This window comes from Leucobacter japonicus, assembly GCF_001273855.1.
Classification (GTDB): domain Bacteria; phylum Actinomycetota; class Actinomycetes; order Actinomycetales; family Microbacteriaceae; genus Leucobacter; species Leucobacter japonicus.
Map to the genome: position 1 here is coordinate 134,263 of NZ_JHBX01000107.1, position 19,274 is coordinate 153,536.

Consider the following 19,274-nt stretch of genomic DNA (forward strand, 5'->3'; position numbering starts at 1 on the left):
ACTGCGGCGCACAGCAGATCTTGCTCTTGGACTCCATACAATATGGAGAACAGCCCAGTGCTGCACCGGTGTCCAGGTATTCGAGGGGAGAACGTATTGGCGACGCTCACCCTCATCGCAGACCCGTTCCCCGATTTCGAATCCGAGGTGCACGCTGCCGCTGCCCGCGACCTCGTTCAGGCGGTCGCCGAGACTGCTCCCCGCAGCTGCAGTGCGCGGTTCTTGTTGTCACGCGGCTCTGAAATGCCCGAGTTCTCCTCGGCGCGACTCACCTCAGAACTGCTCCCCCTGCGCGCGAGCATGCTGCCGCTCGTCTGGCAGAACGGCACGACGGCACGCCCCCTCGATGGCGAGTTCGTGCACGCGCTGACCCCGATGATGCCGCTGCGTTCGCGTGGTGACGATGATGGGTCGCAGACGTCGGTTACGATTCCCCACAGCATTGCGTGGGACGCACCGGCACTGATCGGCAATTCGCAGGCCCGACTCTTCCGAGCATTCACCCGGCGCGCCGTCAAGTTGGCCGACGTCATTCTGACGCCGACGCACGCCACCGCGCGCGTGCTGCAGCAGCAGTACGGCAGCGACCTGCCGGTGCAGGTCTTCCCGCTTGCTCCGCCCACCGAGCTGTCGGCACCCGCGGATGCGGCTGAGCGCCGTGCTGCTTGGGGGCTTCCGGATCGCTACGCCGTCACCACGGCACGCGCCGGCGAGCACGGCCGCCTCGAGTGGATCTTCGATGCCATGCGTCGCGACGCGGCTTTGCCGCCGCTCGTCGTGCTCGACGGCGTCGACCCGCAGGGTCCGCAGCCGCGCGACAAAGACAAGGACCGCGACGCTTCGGCTCCCACGATCGACGTTCCCGCAGATCTTCAGGGTCGCGTTCGGGTCATCGCCGTCACGCAGCTCTCCGACATCGGCGCCGCACTCGGTGGAGCTTCGGTGCTGCTGCAGCCGCAGGCGTTCGCCGGCACCGGGTATGTCGTACTCGCGTCGCTCGGTGCCGCGGTTCCCGTCGTGCACGCGGGGCACCCGGCCACCGCGGAGCTCGTGCTCGATGCCGGTGTATCAGCCGACACGGCCGACGGGTTCGCTGCCGAGTACAGCCGACTGATCGGCCAGTCGGGCGCGCTGCCCACACTGACGGTGCTCGCCTGCGATCGCAGCCGCGGTTACAGCTGGCGCTCATCGGCATGGCAGCTGTGGGAGACGCACGCCAACCTGTGATCAGATGAGCGCGTCGGCGCGAGCGATGCCTCCGTGCCGGTGCGCATAGGCCCACGCCAGGGCGGCGGCCAGCAGAATGACGACGCCGATCATCGCTGCCGTCCCGTACCAGCCGGCAGCGGTGAACGCCGAGGTTCCCGCCCAGCCGAGCAGGCTTGACCCGGCGTAGTAGCCGAGGTTGTACATCGGGGGCGCTTGACTGGCACCGATGGTTGCCGCAGCTCGACGTCCGATAAGGCCGCTCGCGATCGTGTGCGCCCCAAAGAACCCACCGGTGAAGAGCACGAGCCCGACGACGATCACCGGCAGCGGCGCCGCGAGCGTCAGCAGCAACCCGATGCCCATCACCGCGAGACTCGCGAGCAGCACAGCGGTCGGCGAGGCGTGCACGGTGAAACGCCACACGCTCGACGACGCGACCGTGCCCGCGAGGTACGCGAGAAACAACCACGACACCTGCACCAGTGTCAGCGAGTACGGCGCGAGCTCGAGTCGGAACGCGAGCGCGTTGTACGCCGCGACGAATCCGCCCATCGTGAGAAACGCGTGCGCGATCAGCACGACGACTCCCGGCTGCGTGAGCGTGCTCCGGATCGCCGCCACCACACCGCTCGACGCCGACCGCACGGGCGCGGTCGGCGGCACGAGCAGCACGAACGCGACCGTTGCCGCCGTCGCGAGCACCGCTACCGACACCATGCCGGCGCGCCAGCCGAACTCCGCCTCGACCGCACCGGCGAGCAGTCGCCCCACGAGTCCACCCAGCGTCGTGCCGGCGACGTAGATGCCGACGGCGCCGCCCAACGCCCGCGGCCGCACCGTTTCTGCAAGCGCGGTCACGGCGAGCGCGGGGATGCCCGCGAGCGCGAACCCCTCGATGCCGCGCAGCACAAGCATGGTTTCGAAGCCGGGCGCGAAGGGCACGGCGAGGCCGAGCGCCATCGCGGCGCCCGTCGCCCAGCGCATGGTGCGGACGCGGCCCCAGTGATCCGACAACTTGGCCCAGGGGAGCACGCCGACAGCGACGCCGATCGTGGTCGCGCCGACCGCCCATGACGCAGCGCCGGCGTCCACGCCAAAGGCGCGGGCGATCTCGGGGAGGAGCCCCTGCGGAGAGTACATCTGCGCGAAGGTCGCAAGACCCGCGCAGAAAAGTGCGACGAGGGCTCGCCTGTACGCGGCTGAACCGCGGTCGGCGCGGGGGTCGTCCCCGCCTCCCGCGATCCCGAGCGCCCCGTTCGTCACCGGTGGTGTGCTCGGCGCGCGCTACTCGGCCGCGATGCGCGCCTTGAGGGCGTCGTTCTTCTCGCCCACCGCGACGGTGAGCCCCTCGGCGTAGTCGGCGAGACGCTGCGCGACCTCGGGGTCGGCTGAGCCGAGGATGCGCGCGGCCAGAATGCCCGCGTTCTTCGCGCCGCCGATCGAGACGGTAGCGACCGGAATGCCGCCCGGCATCTGCACGATCGAGAGCAGCGAGTCGAGACCGTCGAGCTTCGCGAGCGGCACGGGCACGCCGATGACCGGCAGCGTCGTCATTGAGGCGACCATGCCGGGGAGGTGCGCGGCGCCACCCGCGCCCGCGATGATGACGCGGATGCCGCGGGCCGCAGCTCCGCGCGCGTAGTCGACCATCTTGTCTGGCGTGCGGTGGGCGCTGACGACCTCGACCTCGTGGGCGATACCGAACTCGCGGAGCGCCTGCACCGCATCGGCCATGACCGAGTAGTCGGAATCAGAGCCCATGATGACGCCGACGAGGGGCGCGGTGGTTTCAGCCATGCCCTCCATCGTATCGGGGCGCGGTATCAGGCGAACGCCGCCGCAGCGGCCACGGCCTCCGCACGCACCGCGGCAAGGTCGTCACCGGTGACCGTGACGTGCCCGACCTTGCGGCCCGGCCGGGGCTGCTTGTCGTAGCTGTGGATCTTGGCGGTCGGGTGCGCGGCGAGCGCCTCGGCGTAGCGCACCGGCATGGGCCCCTCGGCAGGGCCGCCGAGCACGTTCACCATTACGGCGGCGGGCGCGGTCATCGAGGTGTCGCCCAGCGGCAGATCGGCGACGGCGCGCAGGTGCTGCTCGAACTGGCTCGTGACCGACCCCTCGATGGAGAAGTGGCCCGAGTTGTGGGGGCGCATGGCGAGCTCGTTCACCAGCACGCGGCCGTCTCGGGTCTCGAACATCTCGACGGCGAGCACGCCGGTCACCGCGACGCCCTCGGCGACGACGGATCCGATGCGCGCCGCCTCGGCCAGCACCTCGGGCCGGTCGGTCGGTGCGGGGGCGAGCACCTCGGCACAGACCCCGTCGCGCTGGATGGTCTCGACGACGGGCCAGGTGCGGGTCTCGCCGCTGGGGCGACGCGCGACGAGCTGCGAGAGTTCGCGCACAAAATCGACAAGTTCTTCGACGAGCAGGAACCCGCCGTTCGCGTCTTCGGCGAGCGCGGTGAACCAGTCGCGCACCTCGGTAGCGTCGGAGATGACCCGGACGCCCTTGCCGTCGTACCCGCCACGGGCGGTCTTCACGACGGCGCGGCCGCCGTGGGCGTCGAGGAAGGTCTGGAGGGCGGCCTCGTCGGCGACGGTGCCCCAATCGGGGATGGGCACGCCGAGTTCGGTCAGCTTCTCGCGCATCACGATCTTGTCTTGCGCGTACTGCAGCGCATCGGGGCGCGGGTGCACGGCGACACCGCGGGCCTCCAGTTCGCGCAGGATCGCCTGGGGCACATGCTCGTGATCGAACGTGACCACGTCGACCGTCTCGGCGAACGCGTAGACCGTCTCGGGATCGCGGTAGTCGCCGACCGCATCGGCGGCACGCTCCGCGCTCGAGCCCTCGTTCTCGGCGAGCACGCTGATGCGCAGACCGAGGTGAATCGCGGGTGGCACCATCATGCGGGCGAGCTGCCCGCCGCCGATCACGCCGATCTTGATGCTGCCGTTTTGCGTCACGTCGCTCCCGAGTTCAGTCGCCCTGCAGTTCGGCACGTGCGCAACGCGCGTACCACCCCTCTATTCTGCCGCATCGACGGAGGGGTGATCCCGCGCCGGTGCATCGAGGTGTGGCGCGAGCAGCGTCTCGCAATAGTTGACTCCCATCAACCAATGTCGTATAGTTGACCTTCATCAACGAATATCCGACGACCTCGCGAAGGATCCCGCCCTCCGAATGACCACCAGCACTGCGCCCGCGCCGCGCACCCCCGCACCCACCACCCTGAGCACTCCCGGCGACGGCCTCCTCACGGGCCGCGCGAAGAACCTCGCCCTCACGGGCCTGTTCCTCAGCATGGCCGTCTCGATGCTGTCGATGACCGTGGTCGGCACCTCGATGCCGATCATCATCGCCGACCTCGGCGGCAGCCAGGCCGCCTACACCTGGGTGGTCACCGCGACGATGCTCGCGTCGGCGATCTCGACGCCGATCTGGGGCAAGCTCGCCGACCTGACGAGCAAGAAGGTGCTGCTGCAGGCGTCGCTGGTTATCTTCGTGGTGGGGTCGGCGCTCGCCGGCACCGCGACCGACTCGGCGTGGCTCATCGGCTTCCGCGTGCTGCAGGGGCTCGGCGCAGGCGGCTTGGGCGCACTCGGCCAGATCGTGCTCGCCGAGATCATCAGCCCGCGCGAACGCGGCAAGTACATGGGCATCATGGGCGCGATCATGGCGGTCTCGACGGTCGGCGGCCCGCTGCTCGGCGGCGCCATCACCGACGCGATCGGCTGGCGCTGGAACTTCTACGTCGCCGCCCCGATCGCCATCATCGCGATCATCGTGCTGCAGCGCACGCTGCACCTGCAGACAATCAAGCGCAAGGTCAGCATCGACTATCTCGGCGCCGCACTCATCTCGATCGGCTTCGCGAGCCTGCTCATCTGGGTCACCCTCGGCGGCACGCAGTTCGACTGGTGGTCGTGGCAGACCGTCGCAATGGTCGGCGGTGGCCTCGCGCTGCTGGTCGCGGCCGTCTTCGTCGAGCTGCGCTCCCCCGAGCCGCTGATCCCAATGCACCTGTTCGCCAACCGCACCGTCACCATGTCGGTGATCGCGTCGATGGCGGTCGGTCTCGCCATGTTCGGCACCTCGGTGTTTCTCGGGCAGTACATGCAGCTCGCCCGCGGCAAGACTCCGACCGAATCGGGCCTGCTCACCATCCCCATGATGGCGGGCGTGCTGCTTGCGTCGACCCTGGTCGGGCAGCTCATCACCCGCACCGGTAAGTGGAAGCGCTACATGGTGTCAGGCTCCGTCATCATGCTCGGTGGCCTGCTCCTGATGGGGCAGCTGCGCGCCGATACCTCGTTCTGGTACGTCGGCATCTCGATGTTCGTGCTCGGCGCGGGCGTCGGCATGTGCATGCAGAACCTAGTGCTCGTGGTACAGAACACGGTGTCGCCGAACGAACTCGGCGTCTCGAGCTCGGCGGTCACCTTCTTCCGCACCATCGGCGGCACCGCCGGCATGTCGGCGATGGGTGCCATGCTCTCGCACCAGATCGTCACCTTCATCACCGACGGTCTCAGGGCCCTCGCGAAGTCGAATCCCGAGGCGATGGCCGGCGCGAATGCGCTCGACGGCGGAGCGATTCCGAAGCTCGCCGAACTCACGGCCCCGATTCGCGAGGTCGTCGAGAACGCCTACGGTCACGGCATCGGCGACGTCTTCCTCGCCGCGGCTCCGGTCGGCATCGTCGCGATCATCGCGATCGCATTCCTGCCGAACCTGCCCCTGAACACGAAGAGCGCGGCGCAGCAGCGCGCCGATCTGCAGCGCGCCCAGCGCGAAGCCGAGCTCGGCGCGGCACACTAGAAGTTATGCACGACGCCAGCGCCCCCGCCGCGCACCCCGACGCCGCAGCGCACACCGATCAGATCTCCGACATCATTGCGGAGTTCTCCGAGGTTTTCGCGTTCGCACGCACCCGCTGGGCGCGATATGCGGAAGAGGTCGACCCCGAGCTGAAGGGTGTCGGCATCATGGTGCTGCAGCTCATTCTGCGCAAGGGACCGATCACGGCGACCGGCATCAGTCAGTTGCTCGACATGGACAAGGCGATGGTCAGCCGGCAGATCACCAAGCTGCGCGATCTCGGCCTCGTCGACACCGAGCCATCCCCCGAAGATCGCCGAGTCGTGCTGCTCACTCCGAGCCCGAAAGCGGAAGACCTGCTCGGGGCGGTTCGGGCGCAGTGGGCGCACGCGTATCACGAGCGGTTCGTCGGCTGGAGCCCCGACGAGCTCGAGCACCTGCGCGCCGCACTGCACCGCTTCAACGCGGCCTCCGCCGACAGTCTGCGAACGGACACCCCCGCCGCTCGGTGCGCACGCGATTCGCAAGCGCAATCGGGCGATGGTGGATCACCAGACCCCGCCACATCCTCCGCAACAAACGCTGAATAACCCGATCACAGCGAAAACACTCGCCGTTCGCCGATCGTTCACGCGCCCGTTACCGCCCGGGCCACCGTAACCAAGTTGTGACTTATAGGGTTGGCCACATGACCACCCAGGCGCCGCTTCACGTGCAGCTGTACGAGGAGATGATCCACCGCATCCGAACGGGCGCGTGGCAGCCCGGCGACAAGGTACCCAGCGAGAAGTCGCTCGTCGCCGAGTTCGGCACCTCCCGCGGACCGGTGCGCCAAGCCCTCGCCGCACTCCGCGCCGACGGCATGATCGTGGGAGGTCGCGGCACCCCGCCGCGCGTGCAGCACACCGCGCCGGCGCAGTCGTTCGACACCTTCATCTCATTCAGTGAGTGGGCGCGTGAACTCGGGCTCACGCCTGGCCAGCGCGTCATCGAGGCGAGCCGACGCACTGCCACCGAGGAGTGCGCCCGCGAGCTGCAGATCGCCCCCGACTCCCCCGTGGTCGGAATCATTCGCGTGCGCTACCTCGACGAGAAGCCGGCCATGCTCGAGCGCTCCCTCTTCCCGTACGAGATCGGCAAGCACCTGCTCGGCACCGACTTCCACCACGGCAGCGTGTACCAGGCGCTCGCGCACGTCGGCATTCTGCCGACACGGGCGCGCCACACCATCGATGCGATCGCCGCGCACCCGCTCGAAGTCGAGCAGTTGCACATCGCCCCGGGCAGTCCGCTGCTGCGCGTGCGCCGCCTGGCCTACAACGAATTCGGCATCGTCATCGAGAGCGCCGACGATCGCTACCTGCCGACCATGGCGACGTTCGTGATCGAGAACAGCGCGAAGCACCGCAATCCGCTCTCGCGTCAGGCGGCGAGCCCGGCGACCGGGCTGCTCGCCACCTACGATCCCGGTCTGGGGTAGTTCGCCGCACTGGGGTGCTGCGCCGCAGCGCCCGCCGCCTTAGGCCGCAGCGGGCACCGGCAGCGCGAGATCGCTCATCGCGGCGGTGACCATGATGGGCAGGTGATCCGACGTGCCGCGGTCGAGCGTGCGCACGCTCGCGATGTCGAGACCCGATGAGGTCGCGAAGTCGAAGTGCCCGCGGAACATCTTGTAGCGCGTATACGTGCGCTTGTCGCTGAGGCTGAGCTCGTAGCCGGTGTCGCGCATCTCGGTGTCGAGGCGCCCCTTGAAGACCGGGTAGTTGTAGTCGCCGACCATCAGGGCGGGCAGGCCCGGCCCGAGCTGGCGCAGCTCGGCGAGCGCGGCGTGAATCTGGTGCCGTCGCAGCGAGTTCAGCGCGGTAAGGGGTGCGGCGTGGAACGAGGCGACGACGAGGTCGCGCTGCATCTCGGAGTCGTGCAGGCGCACGCCGAGCAGACGCTCGTGCGCGGGCGCGAGCAAACGGTCGTGCAGCGACTTCTTGAGCTGGAACGTGTGCGCCGATCGCGTGTGGAAGCGCTCGTCGCGCACGTACATGGCGAGGCCCAGCCGGTTGCGCTCGGTGGCGTGCACGAGCGAGAGGTGCCCGAGGCGCGCCGGGAGCGCGACCGCTTCGGCTTCTTGCAGGCACAGCACGTCGACACCGTGATCTTCGGCGAGCGCATCGAGCTCGCAGACGGCACGGTTCTTGCGCAGGTTGTAGCTGATGACCTTCATACTCGGGCCTCCACTGGGTTGGCGCGGGCCGTTCGGCAGCCCGACAGATGCCACACTACGCCCGTCGACCTGTGGAGTCAGCGAGTTCTGGCTGACAACTCGTTCAGGTGCGTGAACGTTCGGGGTGCCGCGTCACCCAGCCTCACCGCTCAGCCGAGCTGGTGCAGACGCACCTGCAGGGTGCCGATGACCAACTGCTCGGTCGCCGGGGCGATGCGGCCGGGCTCGAGCGACGTGGTCGTGCCCCCAGCGTCGACGAGGGCGACGCCGTTGGTCGACTGCAGGTCTTCGATCGTCCATTCCTCGCCGTCGCGGCGCAGGCGCGCGTGCGACTTCGACATGGTGCGGGTCGGGTCGGTGATCTGCAGCACTGTCGCACCGTCACGGGGCTCCGGCTTGCGCCCCACGATCACGTCGTCGCCGACAAGCTCGAGGGTTTCACCGTCGGGGAGTTCGATGCCCCAGCGCGCGCGGCGGGAGACGACGACGGTGTGGTCTTCGTCGAGACCTCCCGCGTCGGGCGTCGGAGCCGGAGCGACGGGAGCGGGCGCTACCGCCGCGGCGGGTTCGAACGCTACGGGAGCCGCGGCCGGCTCCGGTGCTGCGGGGATCACCGGAGGCTCTGCAGTCACCGGCGCCGCGGGTGCGAGACCGATCGCGGGCGCCGCGGGGGTCTCACGGTCGAAGATCGACGGCTCAGGCGTCTGCGGAGTCTGCGGCGTCTGCGGCTCGGAGGCCAGCGGAGTCTGCGATTCGGGCGCGGAGCTCGCGGTGGCGAGCGTCGGGTAGCTCGGTGCGGGCGGTTCGACGGCCGGGGCCGCCGGTACCGCCGGCACCACCGAGGCGGGCGGCTCGGGCAGAATCAGCGGGCCCGATTCGCCTTCGACGTTCGATTCCTGCACGGCGGGCCAGGAGAACGGCTGGGGTGCCGCAACACCACCGAGGGGCGCGGGCGCTGCGGGGGTGTGTCCTTCAGCGGCGAGACGCGCGTAGTCGCCCTCGGTCGTGTTGCTGAAGCCCCAGTTGTTGGGCTCGGGCGCCTGCGGCTGCGCAGGTGCAGGCTCAGCCGGAGCCCCGAAGAGCCCGCCAGACGCAGGGGCACCGGGAGCCGGCGGCACCGCCGGCTGGGCTGCCTGCGCAGGCTGCGCCCAGGGGTCGGCAGTGGGTGCCGGGTACCCGGAGGCCGGCTGTTGCGGAGCCGCCGGCACCTGCGGGGCCGCCCACGGGTCAGCCGCAACCTGAGGCTGAGCCGGAGCCGGAGCCTGAGTCACCGGCGGCAGACCCTGCCAGGCAGGGTCCGGCTGCTGCGCACCGAATGCTGCAGAATCAGCCGCGCCCTGCGGCGCGAATCCCCCGTAGCCCGGGGTCGCCTCGGCGCCGTAGCCCGTCGCACCGGAAGCGGCAGCGCCGGGGTAGGCCGAGTCGTATCCGCCCACGGGGTAGCCCTGGTCGCCGTACTCGCGATCCCGCAACTGCGACCCGAAGAGTGTGGCCCACAGCGGCGGAATAAACGCACCGAGCACGGTGAAGCCGGCGCCCTTGCCGAATTCGCTGTTGATGCGGTGGATGGCGATGATCGAGACGACGAGCACGACGATGCTCAGACCCGGGATGAAGCCCAGTAGCACGAGCCAGCCCGGCAGGCCGCCGCGCTGCACGAGCTGCCACTGGTTCCACACCGGAATCCAACCCCAGCCCGACGGCAGACCGAGGTACGGGAAGAGTCGCGACAGCGCCCACAGGTACCACACGTAGAACGCGAGGCCGACGAGCGACCAGATGCCGAAGACCAGGAAGAAACCCGCGCCGAGCTGCGTCGAAGTCTCGTAATCCATCACTCACTCTTTCCCGCTGCGCGATGTCGGCCCGGGCCGGCCGAAGATGTGCCGCAGCTGCATCCCTGACAGCGTATCGGTCAGCGCCGCATTCGAGAATCCCGAGTGCGGGCTATTGCTGACCGGTGGGTTCTGTTTCCTGCGTCGTCGGAGCATACGCGAGCTGCACGATCTGGTGCCCGCGGGCACGCGACACGACCTGGGCGCGGCCCGGTGCGCTCGGGATCGCCTTGACCTTGCCGATCAGTTGCCCCTCTTCGGGGCTGCCGCTCAGCAGCACGCCGGTGACCCCGAGATCGGTCATGCCCTGCAGAATCGGATCGTAGGCCGCGCGCGAGGCGCCACCCAGACGTCGCGTCACGATGACGTGCAACCCGAGATCGCCCGCCTGTGCGAGCAACTGCGCGAGCGGCGCCGCCGGGTTGCCCTGCTGCGTGGCGACGAGGTCGTAGTCGTCGATGAGCACGAAGCCTTCCGCGCCCGTCCACCAGTTGCGCGCGCGCAGCTGGTCGGCGGTGACGTCGGGGCCGGGCAGGCGGTCGCGGAAGAACTCGACGAGCTGCGCGACGGCACCGGCGGTCTGGTCGGCCGTCGTGAGGTAGGCGCCAAGGTACTCCTCGGGAATTTCGCCGAGGTGCGCACGACGGTAGTCGATCATGAAGATGCGTGCCTGCCCGGGCTCGTAGCGGCGCGTGATCTCGTGCATGATGCCGCGGAGCATCGACGACTTGCCTGATCCCGAGTCGCCGTAGAGGTACAGGTGCTGCTCGCGATCGGGGTCGATGCCGACCGGGGCGAGCTCGGCCTCGTCGAGGCCGAGCAGCAGCTGCTTCGCGTTGGCGGCCGGGTGCTCGCGCAGCTCGGCGAGCGGCAGGCGCTCGGGCAGCAGACGCAGTTTGGGGCCGTGCTCGCGCTGCCAGGCGCTGCTGATCTTGGCGACGAGGTCGTCGACACCGTCGACGAGGGTCTCGGCGCCGGGCTCCCCGTCGATGCGCGGCAATGCCGTGAGCATCTGCAGGCCAGCGGGGTCCAGGCCGCGCCCGGGCAGCGCCGAGACGTTGGCCGCCGCGCGGCGATTGACTTCGGAGTCTGAGGCGTCGCCGAGACGCAGCTCGATGCGCCCGCCGAGCAGGTCTTTCACGTTCGAGCGAATGTCGAGCCAGCGGCTCGCGGTGAGCACGATGTGCACGCCGAAGCTCAGACCACGCGCCGCGAGCTGCTGCACGGGCACCTCGAGCGACTCGTAGTCGCTGCGCAGCGTGGCCCAGCCGTCGATGACCAGGAAGATGTCGCCGTACCCGTCGTCGACGAGCCCCTGCGCACGTCGAGTGCGATAGGTGTCGATCGAGTCGATGCCCTGCGCGCGGAAGTAGGCCTCGCGGGCGTTGAGCAGCGAGGTCACCTCGGCGACCGTGCGGCGAATCACTTCGGGTTCGCCACGGGTCGCGAGCCCTGAGAGGTGGGGCAGGTCGCGCAGACCCGCGAAGCTGCCACCGAAGTCGATGACGAACACCTGCACCTCGTGCGGGGTGTGGGTCAGGGCGAGCGCCGAGACGAGCGTGCGCGCAGCGGTGCTCTTGCCCGAGAGCGGGGCGCCGACGATGGCGACGTTGCCTGCGGCTCCCGAGAGGTCGAGGGTGAGCACGTCACGGCGCTGGTAGAGCGGCACGTCGACGATGCCGACCGGCACCGTGAGGCGGCGGTGCTCGCGCCACCGCGGCGCATGCAACCCGAGCTCGTAGCTGACGGCGAGCTTGCCGAGCAGCTGGTCGAGGGTGGCCGGCTCTTCGAGCGGCGGCAGCCAGACCTGGTGAGCGGCGGGGCCGATGCCCGACATCCGTGAGACGGCGAGTTCGAAGGTGCTTCGGGTCTCCTCGGGCTCGCTCGCGGCGAGCTCTTCGGCGCGGCGCTCGGCCTCGGCGTTCGCACGTGCGGCCTCGACTGCGGGGTCGGTGAGCTGTTGCGCCGCCGCGGTGAACGGGGTGATGCGCACGGTGCCACCCGCGGTGGCACCGGAGTCGCCGGAGGTGATGGCACGTCTGGCGGGCGGCGGCCCCGAAACGTAGGCGGCGCGGAACTGGGTCAGGTTGTCGTCGCTGCCGACCTTGAGCAGACCTCCGCCCGGCTCTTGCGGCAGGTGATACGCGTCGGGCACGCCGATGACCGTGCGCGACTCGGCGGCCGAGAACGTGCGCAGACCGATGCGGTACGAGAGGTGGGTGTCGAGGCCCTTGAGGCGCGACTCTTCGAGGCGCTGCGAGGCGAGCAGCAGGTGCACGTGCAGCGAACGACCCAGTCGGCCGATCGCGACGAACGACTCGATGAATTCAGGCTTGGCACTCAGCAGCTCCGAGAACTCATCGGCAACGATGAGCAGCGCGGGCAGCGGCGGCAGATCGGAGCGGCCGTTCCCCCGCGCTTTCTCGTATTCGCCGACGTTCACGAAGTTGCCGGCGGAGCGCAGCAGCTCCTGCCGCCGCGTCATCTCGCCCTGCAGCGCGTCTTGCATGCGGTCGACGAGGCTGATCTCTTCGCCGAGGTTGGTGATGATCGCGGAGACGTGCGGCATGTCGGCCATGCCCGCGAAGGTCGCGCCGCCCTTGAAGTCGACGAGCACGAAGTTCAGCTGCTCGGGCGAGTGGGTCAGCGCGAGCGACAGCACGAGCGTGCGCAGCACCTCAGACTTGCCGGAGCCCGTCGCACCGATGATGAGGCCGTGCGGGCCCATGCCCTGCGAGGCCGATTCTTTGAGGTCGAGGATCAGCGGGGCACCGTTCGTGTCCTGGCCGATGGGCACGCGCAACCGGTCGCGCTCCGGCAGGTACCGCCACTGCTGCTCGAGGTCGAGGTCGCGCACGTCGGGCAGGTCAAGCAGTTCGAGCAGCTCCTGCTGGCGCTTACTGGCACGGGTCGCTGATCCGCCGCCTCCACCCTCTCGGTGCAGCGGCGCGAGCCGACGGGCCACCGCTTCAGCCTCGACCACGCTCATGTGGTCGGGGGTGATCTGCTGCGAGCCGGTGCGCCCCTCGGCGACCTCCGCGGAGCCGGAGCTCACGCGAATGCGCGCCGTGTTGGGGTCGTCGTTGTCGTCCCAGGTGTTGGGGAGGTCGAGTACGGTCACGCCCTGCAATCCGCCCGCGAATACTGAATCGCTGGGCGGCACCGACGCCCCGTCGACGACCACGAGCAGATGCGGGCCGGTGGTTGCCGGGCCGTCGAGACTGAAACGCGGACGCTCACGCAGGTCGGCCGGCAACATGCGCAGCAGGGTGTCGAGATCGGAACCGATCATGCGCGCCGGCCCGAGGGAGTCGCGCAGGCGCGACGATTGCGCGTGCGGCAGCCACTTCGCCCACTCCCAGTGCGGCAGCGCTTGAGGGCTCGCCGCGATCACGATCTGCAAGTCGTCAGGGCTCTGCAGCGCAGCGGCATGGGCGATGATGCCGCGCGCCAGGCCGCGGATGCGCTCGAGGTCGTCACCGACGACTTGCACGCTGCGGTAATGAGAAAGTCGCAGATACGTGGGCAGGTCGGGTTGCGTCTCGTGGGTGACCAGGAAACGGTGCGCGGCGGTCGTGGCAACCGGATCGAGGTCGGCGATCGGAGGAAGCTCTGGGGCGACCAACGACAGGCACAACGGCTGCTCACTGGTGCCGATGCGCACGGCGAGGTGATCGTCGGTCTGCGCGTCGCGCTCCCACACGCGCGCGCCGTCTTCGACGAGGTACGTCAACGCTTCGGGAGCGGGGTACCGCCAATTGCGTTCGCGTCGCTGCGCTTTCGCCGCGGTGCGCACGGTGTCGCGAAGCTCGCGGAGGTAGGCGAGGTACTCCCTGCGTGAGCTCAGGATCGAAGCCTGACGCGTCGCACGCTGGCGCCAGCCGTTCACGAACACGAACCCCAGAGCACTGATGAGGAACATGCCACCGGTGATCCAACCCGTGGGGCCCGCATTGCTCACCGACACCATGATGATCGCGCCGACGCTGCCGAGCATGGGGAGTGCAGAGGTGAGCAGATTGCTGCCGCCCTCGGCAGGCTCGATCTCGGGCGGCGCCTGCAGTGTGACGCTGCCCGATGGCACGCGCGGTGGCGCGAGACGGCTACTCATCGACGTGCTCCCCCAGCTTCAGTGCGGCCGCGGTTCCCGCTCCGCAGCCATCGGTTCAGCGTATCAATCATGCGTGACGAGGATCGTGCGTTGTCCCTGGAACACTCAGGGATCGACTTCGCACAGCTCTTCGCCGATGCCAAGCGTCGTGGACGAATCGGAAGCCGGTGTGCCGACGCTGTTCTCACAGCACGTCAAGTTGTCTCCGCGATCATTTCATCGTCACTGTTGACCTCTTGAGCTCCGGCGCTGGGGGATTTCATACATCTACAATGATCCATCGCGATTCGTCGGTGTTCCGTCCGCCCGCTTCGACCGCCGCGTTTGCTGGCGAGAAAGAACAACAGCGATCACAACTGCGCCGAGCAACACGAGCGCGATGGATGCGATCAGTACGATGCTGCCCACCGACTGCAGGAGTTTGGCGGCTGGGGATGATTCGGTTACGTGGCCGTCTCTCTCGCCCGGCGGAAGTTGCGCCTGAACGGCATCAATCGTTGGGCCGACCGTCCATCGGCACTGCACCAATTCTCCGTTACTCGAGACTGATGCACCCGCGCCACAGCGCGGGTCATCAGGCGACGTGACAAAGAGTGGATTTTCGTCGGGAAACTGCAGCGGGTCGACACCCAGCATCGCTACCGGATTGACGATGCCGTATCCGTACTGCGGGTCGATCCACTCGGGTTCTCGCACAGTTCCTTTTCCGGTGCTGCTCATCATCGCGCGAATCACCTGATTCGCCGTCGCATCGGGAGTGCGTTCGAGCCCGAGTGCAATGGTTCCTGCAATAAGAGGTGTCGCAAGCGAAGTTCCAGACGCCAGCCCGGGCGACCAACCGCCCGATGATGAGGGAACGAGCATCTGATACCCGGGACCCGCGAACCCCATGTTCTGGAGGCCATCCGCCTCAGTGATATCGCCGAGTTCTTGATCGACGCCGAGAATCGGATTGCCATCGACATCGACGCCCCCCACTGCAACGGATCCGTTCAGACCAGCTGGGATAGTGTTCAGAGCTTCGTCCAGGGTCGCTCCCGGGTTATTCGTCCCGGCAACGATCGGGATTCCCTGTTGCAGCGCATAGATCGCGACCGGCATCCAATCGATCGAACTCCACGCTGAGGTGACAGAGGAAATATTGATGATATCCACGCCGTCTTGAATCGCTTGATAGGCCGCGAGCGCGCTCGGCACGGTCGGGAGCCCTCCGAATTCAGAGAGACGCACGTCGCTGTCCGATGTGAATTCCCCAGTCACCGGATTGTAGGCATCACAGGTCCAGTCGCCGTCAGTGCCAGCGACGCCGTCCGAGGCATAGAAGCGCACCGTCGCGTCGGGCACAATTCCCTGCGTACCTTGGCCGCCATCCGCGGCGACACCATTTCCGACGAGCATCGCGGTCACATCCGTGCCGTGCGCGCGCGCCACGTCATCAGTGGCCGCAGGCAACTCCGACCCTGATGCCTGATCGCGGCAGAACTGACCCACCACTTCGATATCGGCGCCTTGCAACTCGGCGACCTCAGGATTGATCGCGTCGTCGATCACCGCAATGGTGATCCCTTTTCCAGTCAAGCCGAGGTCGCGCACCTCAGGCAGTTTCAGCCGATCTACGTACCACAGCCCTGAGATTCTGGCGCTCGCGTCAGCTTCCGCGTGGGCAGGAACGGCCACGCTTCCCGCTCCCAACGCAGCAAGCATAACCGTCACGCAAAGGCGCGCAGCCCAATGCTGTTTCACCGCACCATCCCACGAACGCATCGGTGCGCGCACGCGTCAAACACTGTGATACTAGCCTCGGCTGCCTGCGCGAGAGGCGTCGGCCGCAGGGCCACCATCACCCTCGTCATCCAGATGAGGGGCAATGTATCCGCCCAGGCCTGATTTCTTTGCCTGCTTCTTTTCAGAGCCTCCGGCGCCGCCACCCATCATCATGCCGCCCGGGCGAGCGCCACGAGCGGCACTTGCCGCGCCTGCCGCACCAGCACCACCGCCGCCCGTACCTGCGGCAGCTGCAGCTCCGCGCAGACCGCCGGTCAAGCCCGCAAGACCCTGCCCCAAGCCACCGCTAGCGCCCGACCCACCAGCGCCAGCCGCGAGTCGGGCACCGGCCGCAAGGCCGGCCGCACCCAGGCCCGCCGCACCCAGACCACTGCGCACTGCGGAGCCATCGAGACTGCTATCAACGCTGGGACGGCTCCCTGAACCGCCGCCTGCGCCTTCGTTCCCGCCGCCGCCCCCGCTGCCCGGGTTGTTCGGATCATATGGAGGATCTACGACAGGCGGATCCCAATGGAACTCAGGAAGGTTCGGGTCAGTCCCAGTTCCTCCCCCGTCGTTGCCTCCGCCACCATTGCCGTTGTCGCCCGGACCGCCAGGCCCTCCCGGAAAATTGGGTCCCCCGGGGAATACACCGCCTGGGAATCCGGGAACGCCCCCACCGCTGCCACGGGCCCCGGACGATCCTCCGATACCTGCGAGGTCGAAAGTCTCCGGTGTGTCGAACCCGCCATCGCCGCTCGGCAATGGGTCGTAGTCGACACTCAGACTCTCAATTCGCTTTTGCTCGGCAATGATGAGATCACGCATCTGATCGAGCTTCTCCTTGGCAGCGGCTTCGCGACCCGCTCCCAAGCTGTTGGCAAGATCTTCTACACCTCGATTGAGGTCGACTGTGCCGAAGAACGGCACCTCGATGGTCTTCCCCTGATTCACCGCATCATGCACGAATTGAGGCACCACCCCAGATGGGAGTTCTTGGAGAAGCCGCTGAGCCTCTGACGCGCGCCGCGAGTTCGCACTATCAGCGCTGCAAGCGAACTCTCCCATGCCGGTGATGATGCTCTGAGCTTCGAAGAGCATCGCGCGAAACTTGCTGAGATTCGAGAGATGAACATTGAGTCGAGAAATCGCAGTCGTCGAAGCTGATCCGGTCCACTTACCAGAAAGCTGGTTCACCGTCTCGGTGATCCTCAACTGCACGCTTTCAACGGACGCGATAAGCCCGTTGAGATGCTCGAGGTTCCAGTCTTCCCCGAAAGCCAGCTCTTCCAACTGGCGTTCGTAAGATTTCCCACTCATTTCTCATACTCCGATACATTCGCTGAAGTCAACGAGGGCCGTGTGTTGCGTCGTCGCGATCGGGTGACCACAATTGGCACGATAATGGCCGTGGCAGCCACACCAAGAATTGGAAGTCCGACTACCGCGAGCATAAACATCGTGGTTCTGTCAAAGCTCGAGGGTTCATCGTCGGAGCCGTCTGGCCATACCCGGTCTGCCATGGGTACGGTTGCCCAAGCGCAGTTGGCGAGATCAGGTGTCGGCTGCGAAGTCGCACCCGACCCACACCTTGGGTCATCACTACTTTTCACAAATAGTGGGTTCTCGTCAGGATACTGAGTGGGGTCCTGTTGCAACATCGCAACTGGGTTAACAATGCCGTACCCGTACAGTCGATCCAACCACCCCGGATCCTGCAAAATACCCTTTCCGGTCGTCCGAACCATTGCCTGCAAGACTTGGTTTGCGCTGGCGTCAGGGTACTTTTCAAGCCCCAGAGCGATCGTTCCGGCAACGAGAGGAGTAGCGACGGAGCTCCCCGACACTGTCCCGGCAGCCCATGAAGTCCCATCAGAAGGGCCCAAGAGCTGATAGGCGGGACCCGAGAAGCCCATATTATCTACGCCACGCTGCGTCTGCAGGTCGCCCGTTGTCGGATCAATACCGGTGATTGGCTCACCTTGATAGTCAACCCCGCCGACCGCGACAGTGCCGTTCAACACTGCTGGCAGGAGTTGCAAAATATCCGCCGTCGTACCATCGGGGTTGAGCGTACCCGCAACAATGGGGATGCCCGCCCGAAGCGCGAGGGTTGCAACTGGAGACCAACTCAACATCGACCAGACCGATGACACCGAAGACACGCTGATGATGTCGGCTCCGTCGGCAATGGCCTGCTTTGCTGCGACCGCCATCGAATAGTCGATCGAAACGTCAGTTTCGCTATCGTAGTCTTCAGCGTTGAGATCGAACTTTTCATCGGAGCCGAACTCTTGAGTGATGGGATTGTATCCGTCACAAGTCGCGGCACCGCTCTCGTCGGTGGGCCCGTCTACCGCGTAAAACAGCACCCGCGCGTCAGGAACGATTCCCTGAGTACCTGCTCCGCCATCAGCAGCGACACCATTGCCTACGAGCATCGACACCACCGATGTTCCGTGTGCTCGCGCGGGATCGTCGGTGGTAGGTAAAAACTCTTCGCCGGTGGCACGGTCACGACAAAATTGGCCGCGAACTTCTACGTCTGCACCCTGCAGTTCCGCCGCATCGAGGTTGATCGCGTCGTCGATCACTGCAATCGTGATGCCCTCGCCGGTCAATCCCTGCTCACGAATCTGATCGAATTTGAGCCTCTCCGTGTACCAGAGTGCCGTCGCCCGCTCGTCATCTGTCATCGAAGCTTGAGCTGCACTGCTCCCCAGAAGCATCGCGCCGAACCCCATGAGAACGGCGAGTGCGGTTGCCGCGACCCGGCGAATCACCATGAATCCTTGCCATTGCCGTCGGTGCCTGACGAGTCGGCCGCGTCGCTCGGATTCGAGACCTTGGATGAAATCTGGACGTCGACCGTATTCAGTGCGGTTGCGATTTCGGCGTCGAGGGAGTGCATCGCATCGATAATCTCAGCTGACTGCGTGCAATCCGACTGTACCTTTGCCAGCAGGCGCGAAGCCTCCTGAGCGAAGGCCTGACCGGCCGTTCTCAAAATTTCAACGTACAACTGCGCAGAGGCGGCTTGCGTTCCGCTGACCGACCCCATTTCCGCGTTCGTCGGGGCATTCGGATTGTAGTTCGCGAGCGACCAGACAAGGTCTCGCGAATCGTCAGTCGCACCAATCGGATCTTGCACCGTCATGAGCAAGCGCTCCCCTTTTGCATTCCAAACAAGTCGACCACGCAGCGAGGCCTGAAACCTCGGCTCAATCTCACTGCGCTATAAAAGGCAGATGGGCGGCGAGCCGATTTCTCATCGACTCAACCGCCTCATTCCCTTAGCCTGCGAAGCGGCCGG

General features: G+C 67.0%; 14 protein-coding genes. 4 read left to right on the forward strand and 10 right to left on the reverse strand.

Translation table 11 applies throughout. From position 1 onward, the window contains the following. Nucleotides 1–96: 96 nt before the first annotated feature. Nucleotides 97–1,227: a glycosyltransferase family protein gene (locus AMS67_RS09325; protein WP_053387134.1), complete on the forward strand. Its 1,131-nt coding sequence runs from the start codon at nt 97–99 to the stop codon at nt 1,225–1,227. On the opposite strand, the gene AMS67_RS09330 is transcribed toward AMS67_RS09325, so the two are convergent. The 3 genes from AMS67_RS09330 to AMS67_RS09340 are packed head-to-tail and all read right to left on the reverse strand — an operon-like array spanning nt 1,228 to nt 4,178. Next, nucleotides 1,228–2,472 carry an MFS transporter gene (locus AMS67_RS09330; protein WP_277619557.1) on the reverse strand — a complete coding sequence of 415 codons (1,245 nt, stop codon included), beginning with the start codon at nt 2,470–2,472 and terminating at the stop codon, nt 1,228–1,230. 21 nt (nt 2,473–2,493) lie between these two features. Next, the gene (gene purE / locus AMS67_RS09335; RefSeq protein ID WP_053387135.1) at nt 2,494–3,006 is read right to left on the reverse strand and encodes a 5-(carboxyamino)imidazole ribonucleotide mutase; all 513 of its coding nucleotides are present in this window, start codon (nt 3,004–3,006) and stop codon (nt 2,494–2,496) included. Between the two features lie 26 nt (nt 3,007–3,032). After that, nucleotides 3,033–4,178, reverse strand: a complete 1,146-nt coding sequence (locus AMS67_RS09340) for a 5-(carboxyamino)imidazole ribonucleotide synthase (protein ID WP_075201301.1) — start codon at nt 4,176–4,178, stop codon at nt 3,033–3,035. Between the two features lie 217 nt (nt 4,179–4,395). Between AMS67_RS09340 and AMS67_RS09345 the strand changes: the two genes are divergently transcribed. The 3 genes from AMS67_RS09345 (at nt 4,396) to AMS67_RS09355 (ending at nt 7,513) form a co-directional block, all read left to right on the forward strand. Beyond that, the gene (locus AMS67_RS09345; RefSeq protein ID WP_082305413.1) at nt 4,396–6,033 is read left to right on the forward strand and encodes a DHA2 family efflux MFS transporter permease subunit; all 1,638 of its coding nucleotides are present in this window, start codon (nt 4,396–4,398) and stop codon (nt 6,031–6,033) included. Nucleotides 6,034–6,038: 5 nt separating this feature from the next. After that, nucleotides 6,039–6,623 carry a MarR family winged helix-turn-helix transcriptional regulator gene (locus tag AMS67_RS09350; protein WP_053387136.1) on the forward strand — a complete coding sequence of 195 codons (585 nt, stop codon included), beginning with the start codon at nt 6,039–6,041 and terminating at the stop codon, nt 6,621–6,623. Between the two features lie 98 nt (nt 6,624–6,721). Next, on the forward strand, nt 6,722–7,513 hold the full coding sequence (locus AMS67_RS09355; protein ID WP_053387137.1) for a GntR family transcriptional regulator: 792 nt from the start codon (nt 6,722–6,724) through the stop codon (nt 7,511–7,513). A gap of 39 nt (nt 7,514–7,552) precedes the next feature. Here the strand turns inward: AMS67_RS09355 and AMS67_RS09360 are convergent, their stop codons facing one another. From AMS67_RS09360 to AMS67_RS09390, 7 genes are all read right to left on the reverse strand, one after another. Beyond that, the gene (locus tag AMS67_RS09360) at nt 7,553–8,251 is read right to left on the reverse strand and encodes an endonuclease/exonuclease/phosphatase family protein (RefSeq protein WP_053354113.1); all 699 of its coding nucleotides are present in this window, start codon (nt 8,249–8,251) and stop codon (nt 7,553–7,555) included. Between the two features lie 149 nt (nt 8,252–8,400). Further along, the gene (locus AMS67_RS18110; RefSeq protein WP_053387138.1) at nt 8,401–10,086 is read right to left on the reverse strand and encodes a DUF5684 domain-containing protein; all 1,686 of its coding nucleotides are present in this window, start codon (nt 10,084–10,086) and stop codon (nt 8,401–8,403) included. A gap of 112 nt (nt 10,087–10,198) precedes the next feature. Then, complete coding sequence (gene eccCa / locus AMS67_RS09370; RefSeq protein ID WP_053387139.1) at nt 10,199–14,197, reverse strand: type VII secretion protein EccCa; 3,999 nt, start codon at nt 14,195–14,197, stop codon at nt 10,199–10,201. Between the two features lie 267 nt (nt 14,198–14,464). Continuing rightward, nucleotides 14,465–15,874, reverse strand: a complete 1,410-nt coding sequence (locus tag AMS67_RS09375) for a S8 family peptidase (RefSeq protein ID WP_162230842.1) — start codon at nt 15,872–15,874, stop codon at nt 14,465–14,467. Between the two features lie 117 nt (nt 15,875–15,991). Continuing rightward, nucleotides 15,992–17,281: a hypothetical protein gene (locus AMS67_RS17335; RefSeq protein WP_156316603.1), complete on the reverse strand. Its 1,290-nt coding sequence runs from the start codon at nt 17,279–17,281 to the stop codon at nt 15,992–15,994. Then, nucleotides 17,278–18,747, reverse strand: coding sequence for a S8 family serine peptidase (locus tag AMS67_RS09385; protein WP_053387142.1), 1,470 nt, complete (start codon nt 18,745–18,747; stop codon nt 17,278–17,280). The genes AMS67_RS17335 and AMS67_RS09385 overlap by 4 nt, the downstream gene beginning before the upstream one ends. Then, a complete protein-coding gene (locus AMS67_RS09390) occupies nt 18,741–19,118 on the reverse strand; it encodes a hypothetical protein (RefSeq protein WP_053387143.1) in 378 nt (125 codons plus the stop codon). The genes AMS67_RS09385 and AMS67_RS09390 overlap by 7 nt, the downstream gene beginning before the upstream one ends. Nucleotides 19,119–19,274: the final 156 nt, after the last annotated feature.